At 61.0% G+C, this 5,951-nt stretch carries 6 protein-coding genes; 2 read left to right on the forward strand and 4 right to left on the reverse strand.

Features of this window, described 5'->3' with window-relative positions; all coding sequences use genetic code 11:
- Positions 1 to 246: 246 nt before the first annotated feature.
- Entirely contained in the window at positions 247 to 2,016 is a 1,770-nt protein-coding gene (locus tag EOA86_RS18675) for a trehalose-6-phosphate synthase (protein ID WP_128343024.1), read from the forward strand.
- A 98-nt stretch (positions 2,017 to 2,114) separates the two neighbouring features.
- A complete protein-coding gene (locus EOA86_RS18680; RefSeq protein ID WP_281035670.1) occupies positions 2,115 to 2,297 on the forward strand; it encodes a winged helix-turn-helix domain-containing protein in 183 nt (60 codons plus the stop codon).
- Between the two features lie 45 nt (positions 2,298 to 2,342).
- Here EOA86_RS18680 and EOA86_RS18685 read toward each other — a convergent pair whose 3' ends face one another.
- From EOA86_RS18685 to EOA86_RS18700, 4 genes are all read right to left on the reverse strand, one after another.
- The gene (locus EOA86_RS18685) at positions 2,343 to 2,645 is read right to left on the reverse strand and encodes a DUF982 domain-containing protein (RefSeq protein ID WP_128343026.1); all 303 of its coding nucleotides are present in this window, start codon (positions 2,643 to 2,645) and stop codon (positions 2,343 to 2,345) included.
- A gap of 359 nt (positions 2,646 to 3,004) precedes the next feature.
- Positions 3,005 to 3,544 carry a DUF1697 domain-containing protein gene (locus tag EOA86_RS18690; protein ID WP_127209204.1) on the reverse strand — a complete coding sequence of 180 codons (540 nt, stop codon included), beginning with the start codon at positions 3,542 to 3,544 and terminating at the stop codon, positions 3,005 to 3,007.
- A gap of 16 nt (positions 3,545 to 3,560) precedes the next feature.
- Positions 3,561 to 5,198 (reverse strand): CTP synthase, encoded by a 1,638-nt coding sequence (locus EOA86_RS18695; RefSeq protein WP_095520383.1) that lies wholly within the window; start codon positions 5,196 to 5,198, stop codon positions 3,561 to 3,563.
- Positions 5,199 to 5,335: 137 nt separating this feature from the next.
- Positions 5,336 to 5,951 (reverse strand): L,D-transpeptidase (locus EOA86_RS18700; RefSeq protein ID WP_164891821.1); only part of this gene is annotated, 616 nt, incomplete at its 5' end.

Here is a 5,951-nt window from a genome sequence, read left to right on the forward strand (position 1 = left end):
TTCCAGCGTGTCGGCGATAAGGTCGTCGCCTTTCTCGCCGACCGGCATGAGGGCTTGGTGCCGCTCATCGTGCGGACCTAGTTTGGCTTTTCGGAACCGACCGCTGCGCTGCGATTAGCGGAACCGATGGCCCGTCTGAACGTTCCGACGCACGGCAGCTTGTCACGATTGGCCGGCTGCGAATTCGAAAAACACACCAACACACCAACATGGCCACTGATCGGCCTGAGAAAAATCGTTATTCCAATGTCGGACTATGGCATAGAGGTACTCTGGGTTCTAATCATTGCAAGCCTTGGCCTTTCCGCTGTTGCCCTGGTGTTCTCGATATCCCACCGACGCCACATACCAGCGGCCGCATCCACCGCAGGCGAGGACGTGATTTCGGAAGCGGCTCGCACAGTGCTGCGGGAGTTTGAAAAGAACGGCCACTCGGCCGATGCAGCGCTGATCACATGGTCGCCCGACACCTTGCGCAAAATCCTGGCCGAGGATCTGCCGGAGACGCAGGTGATCGTGGTATCCAACCGCGAACCCTACATCCACAACGTCAACGATGACGGCGTCGAGCTGTTGGTACCGGCCAGCGGGCTGGTTTCGGCGCTTGAGCCGATCACCCGAGCCTGTGCCGGCACCTGGATCGCCTACGGCGGCGGAACAGCTGACCGTCTCACCGTCGACGAGAACGACCGGGTTGAGGTGCCGCCTGGCAATCCGTCCTACACGCTGCGCAGGGTCTGGCTGACGGAGGAAGAATACCAGGCCTATTATCTGGGCTTCGCCAATGAAGGTCTGTGGCCGCTTTGCCATATCGCCTTCACCCGCCCGATTTTTCGCGCGTCGGATTGGGAGGCCTATGAGGCCGTCAACCGGAAGTTCGCCGATACAGTGGTTGCCGAGGCGCGCAACGAGCGGCCGATTGTGCTGGTCCAGGACTACCACTTCGCGCTCTTGCCGCGCATGATCCGCGAGCGCCTGCCCGAGGCAATCGTCATCACTTTCTGGCATATCCCCTGGCCCAATTCGGAAGTGTACAGCATCTGTCCATGGCGTGAACGGATCCTGGAAGGCTTGCTGGGCAGCTCCATCATCGGCTTCCATACTCAGTTCCACGCCAACAATTTCACCGAAAGCGTCGATCGCTTCCTGGAAAGCCGCATAGAACGGGCGGACGCGGCGATCTCCTATGGCGGGCAAACGACTCTGGTCCACGCTTACCCCATTTCAATAGAATGGCCGGCCGAACTGCTGGCAAGATTGCCGGCTGTCGAGGAATGCCGTACCCGTGTCCGCGAAAGATTCGGGCTGCCTGCGAACGTCAAACTGTGCGTCGGCGTCGAGCGCCTCGACTACACCAAAGGCATTCTCGATCGCTTCCATGCCTTGGACGAATTGTTCACGCGATATCCCGAATGGGTAGGCAAAGTGGTTTTCCTGCAGGTCGCGGCGCCCAGCCGGGGCTCATTGCCGGCCTACCAGCAACTTCATGACGAATGCCTTCGCTATGCCGAAGAGCTAAACCAGCGCTATGGCACCAACGACTACAGTCCTCTCCTGATGGTGGCCGAACATCACTCGCAGGAACAGGTCTACGAGATCTATCGGGCGGCCGACATTTGCATGGTCACCAGCCTGCATGACGGCATGAACCTGGTGGCCAAGGAATTCGTCGCGGCGCGCGACGACGAACAGGGCGTGCTGTTGCTCAGCACCTTTGCCGGCGCTTCGCGCGAACTTCTGGAGGCATTGATCGTCAATCCCTACGATACGGCCATGACGAGCGAAGCGCTGCTGCAGGCGCTGACCATGACGCCGGAGGAACAGCGCGAGCGTATGCGGCCCATGCGCGAGATGGTCCGCGACAATAACGTCTATCGCTGGGCCGGCAGCATGCTTCTGGATGCGGCCCGCCTTCGCAAGCGTGGCGACCTCGACCGGGTGACGGGCAACGGCGAGCGGCCATCGAACAACAATGTCATTTCCATGTTCGAGCGGACAAGAAAGGCAGTGTCGTGACGAGCATGCCGGCCCTTGTCGCGCGTCCTCAACAAAGACCGGTGGACCTGATGATCGTCGACGTGCTGGCAGCATTCCTGCAATCGCCCTAGCAGATCCTGAGCCGCGAGGAGCTGCTCGCCGCCAGCAGGATTCTCGACGAAGAGGTGTTCGACCGCAGTATCGACGTGCAGATATTGCGACTGCGCCGCAAGCTTGAGGTCAACCCGGGCGAGCCGAAGCTCGTTGTCACCGAGCGCGGCGCTGGCTGCGTGTTCCCTGCCTCAGTCGAGGTGCTTTGACGTTGCCGCAGGCACCGCGTTCATGGCGGGGTGCAATATGAACGTTCATCGCCTCAGCGCATGCACGCTATCAATATTTTCGCCGCCCATCGGCAGTGTCATGTCGTCGTCGAGCAAGCGTGTGATTCGGGCGAAGCCCGCAAAAGCCTTCCTTGCTTCTTCTGCCGACATCCGGCCCGCCAGAGCCGCAGAGCAGCAATTCACCGCGCACTGGTAGACTGGCCCACGCCGGCCTATTGGCCATTTACGCAAGAACCCCATCGCTTCGGCTACACTATAAATTTCTTCGGCAGGGCTTTCCTGCCCGCGCGAAATCCGCACAGGCGTAAAGAATTGCAGGCGATCCATCGTTTCCTCCCGGTCGATCGCTACGTGCCTGATCGAACCTTGTTGAACTTACGGCTGACCACTTGGTTCCGGCAAACAGGGCCCGATGCTAAAAAATGAGGCCGGGCCAAGACGAAGTCTCTCATATCGTTCGACCGAAATCGAATCACCAAACGTGACAAGGGTGCGACGAACCGTTGTGCGCCGATAAGCGCGGCTTTCATCGAATGCCTATAGGCCAAAGCCGGCAAACCAAGCGGTTGCCGGTTCCCTCGCGTCGAGGCTCTCTACAGGGAAACGGCGAGTTCCGCCGGAGCCGGGACGGCGAAGGCATGACATAATTGTCCCCTCCTCCCCTAGCTTGTGGGAGAAGGAGAAGCCTACCCGCCGACCATCTCCGCCAATTTGCGCACTGTGTTCCAGTTGCGGGATGTGCCGACACCGAGACGTTTATGGCTTGTCGCCGCAAGCAACCGCGAACTTGGCGTCTCGCGGGAAAAGAAGATCCAGATGTCGCCGCCGACGGCCTGCATTCGCTCATCGTTGCCGACATAGGCCTCCAGCGCCGCGAGGGCCTCAGCGGGAACGGGCTTGCGCATCACGCGCACCGCTACTTGATCCGCCGCGGCAGCCGATTCGGCGGGAAACGGATTGCCGGCCGCAAGCTTCAACCAGTCATCCGCGCGGCGCACGATGATGTCGACGTGGCGGCCGAAGGTCTTTTCGAACGCCGTCTCCAACCGGCGCTCCAGCGCGGCAATTTCTGTCTCTTTCGTCTCGAAGACCAGATTGCCGGTCGCCACCAGCGTGCGCGGGTTGTACAGTCCCAAGCCTTCTGTCATGGCCCTGAGATCGGACATGACGAGACGTCGCCCCTCGCCCAGAACGATGCTGTAAAGCAGAGCGACGTAAGTTTGCATGACGGCCGGTGGCAGCCTAGACCAGCCGCGACTGTTCCACCGCGGCCTCTATGAAGCTGGCAAACAGCGGGTGCGGGTCGAGTGGCCGGCTTTTCAGCTCGGGATGATACTGCACGCCGATGAACCAGGGATGGTCGGGGTATTCGACCGTTTCCGGCAGCACGCCGTCGGGCGACATGCCGGCAAAGACCAGGCCGCAATCCTCGAGCCGCTCCTTGTAGTCGACATTAACCTCATAGCGGTGGCGGTGGCGCTCGGAAATCTGCGTGTCACCGTAGATGTCGGCGATTTTCGAACCCCTGGCGAGGTCAGCCCGATAGGCGCCGAGCCGCATGGTGCCGCCGAGGTCGCCAGTTTCCCTGCGCTTCTCCAGCATGTTGCCTTTCAGCCATTCGGTCATCAGGCCGACGACCGGTTCCTCGGTCGGACCGAATTCGGTCGACGAGGCATGCTCGACGCCGGCCAGCGAGCGCGCTGCTTCGATGCAAGCCATCTGCATGCCGAAGCAGATGCCGAAATATGGCACTTTTCGCTCGCGGGCGAACTTCGCCGCCAGGATCTTGCCTTCAGCGCCGCGCTCGCCAAAGCCGCCGGGGACCAGAATCCCGTGGACCTTTTCCAGCCACGGCGCCGGATCTTCCTTTTCGAAAATCTCGCTCTCAATCCAGTCGAGCTTGACCTTGACGTGGTTGGCGAGGCCCCCATGCGACAGCGCCTCGATCAGCGATTTGTACGCGTCCTTGAGGCCGGTATACTTGCCGACGACGGCGATGGTCACCTCGCCTTCCGGATTGTGAATGCGGTTGGACACCGCTTGCCAGGGCTCCATGCGCGGCTTCGGCGCCGGATCGATGCCGAAAGCGGCCAGCACCTCCGAATCCAGCCCTTCATTGTGATAGGCCATCGGCACGTCATAGATGTGCGGGACGTCGAGTGCCTGAATGACCGCGCTCTCGCGGACATTGCAGAACAGCGACAGTTTGCGGCGCTCTTCCCTGGGGATGGGGCGGTCGGCGCGGACCAGCAGAATGTCGGGCGCAATGCCGATGCCGCGCAATTCCTTGACCGAATGCTGGGTCGGCTTGGTCTTCAATTCGCCCGCCGTTGGAATGTAGGGCATCAGCGTCAGGTGCACGTAGACGGCGTTGTTGCGCGGCAGATCGTTGCCGAGCTGGCGGATCGCCTCCAGGAACGGCATCGCCTCGATGTCGCCGACCGTACCGCCGATCTCGCACAGCACGAAGTCATAGTCGTCATTGCCGTTGAGAATGAAGTTCTTGATCTCGTCGGTGACGTGCGGAATCACTTGCACGGTGGCGCCAAGATAGTCGCCGCGCCGCTCCCGCTCGATGATGTTCTTGTAGATGCGGCCTGTGGTGATGTTGTCCTGCTGGTTGGCCGAGCGGCCGGTGAAGCGCTCATAATGGCCAAGATCGAGATCGGTCTCGGCGCCGTCGTCGGTCACGAAGACTTCGCCATGCTGGTATGGCGACATCGTGCCGGGATCGACATTGAGATAGGGATCGAGCTTCTTTATGCGCGCGCGATAGCCTCGCGCCTGCAAGAGAGCCCCAAGGGCCGCTGCAGCGATGCCTTTTCCGAGTGAGGAAACCACGCCGCCTGTGATGAATACATATCGCGCCATGGGAGTCATCGCTTAACGCGGCCGAATTGATTCCGCCAGAGAAAAAACCGCCGCGAAGGCTTTTTCCCAAGAAGGCGCCCTGGTGATGCTCGAACCAAAACAAAAGGGCCGGCGAGACCGGCCCTTTGGAATAGTCCGTTAAGTCGTCAGATGATGACGACCTTGGTGCCCACTTTCACCCGGCGGTAAAGGTCCATCACGTGCTCGTTGATCATGCGGAAGCAGCCATTGGAGGCGCTCGTTCCGATCGACTGCGGCGCGATGGTGCCGTGAATGCGCAGATGGGTGTCTTTCTTGCCGTCGTAGAGATAGATGGCGCGCGCGCCGAGCGGATTTTCGCCGCCGCCGGGCATGCCGTCCTTGTACCGGCCATAATTCTTCGGTTCACGCTTCTGCATCTCGAGTGTCGGGATCCAGCGCGGCCATTCCTGCTTGTCGCCGACCGCTACCGTGCCCTTGAACTGCAGGCCGTCACGACCGACCGCGATCGCATAACGGCGGGCGGTCCATGAGGATTCGACGAGATAGAGGCGGCGCGCGCTGGTATCGATAACGATGGTGCCGGGACTGTAGCCGGTGAATTCGACCTCTTGCGGCACGAACTCCGGCTTCACCTTGAACTGCTTCTTGGCTTCCTTCCTGGCGAGTGCGGCATCGAGAGCGCGGGTCTCGGGGAGCAGCGACATCGACGAGGACGTGCCGCCGAACAGACCGGCGAACAGCCCGACGCTCTGCGGCTTCTGTCCAACCGGCTCGCTGCGC

The sequence above is a fragment of the Mesorhizobium sp. M5C.F.Ca.IN.020.32.2.1 genome (assembly GCF_004023105.1).
GTDB classification, from domain to species: domain Bacteria; phylum Pseudomonadota; class Alphaproteobacteria; order Rhizobiales; family Rhizobiaceae; genus Mesorhizobium; species Mesorhizobium wenxiniae.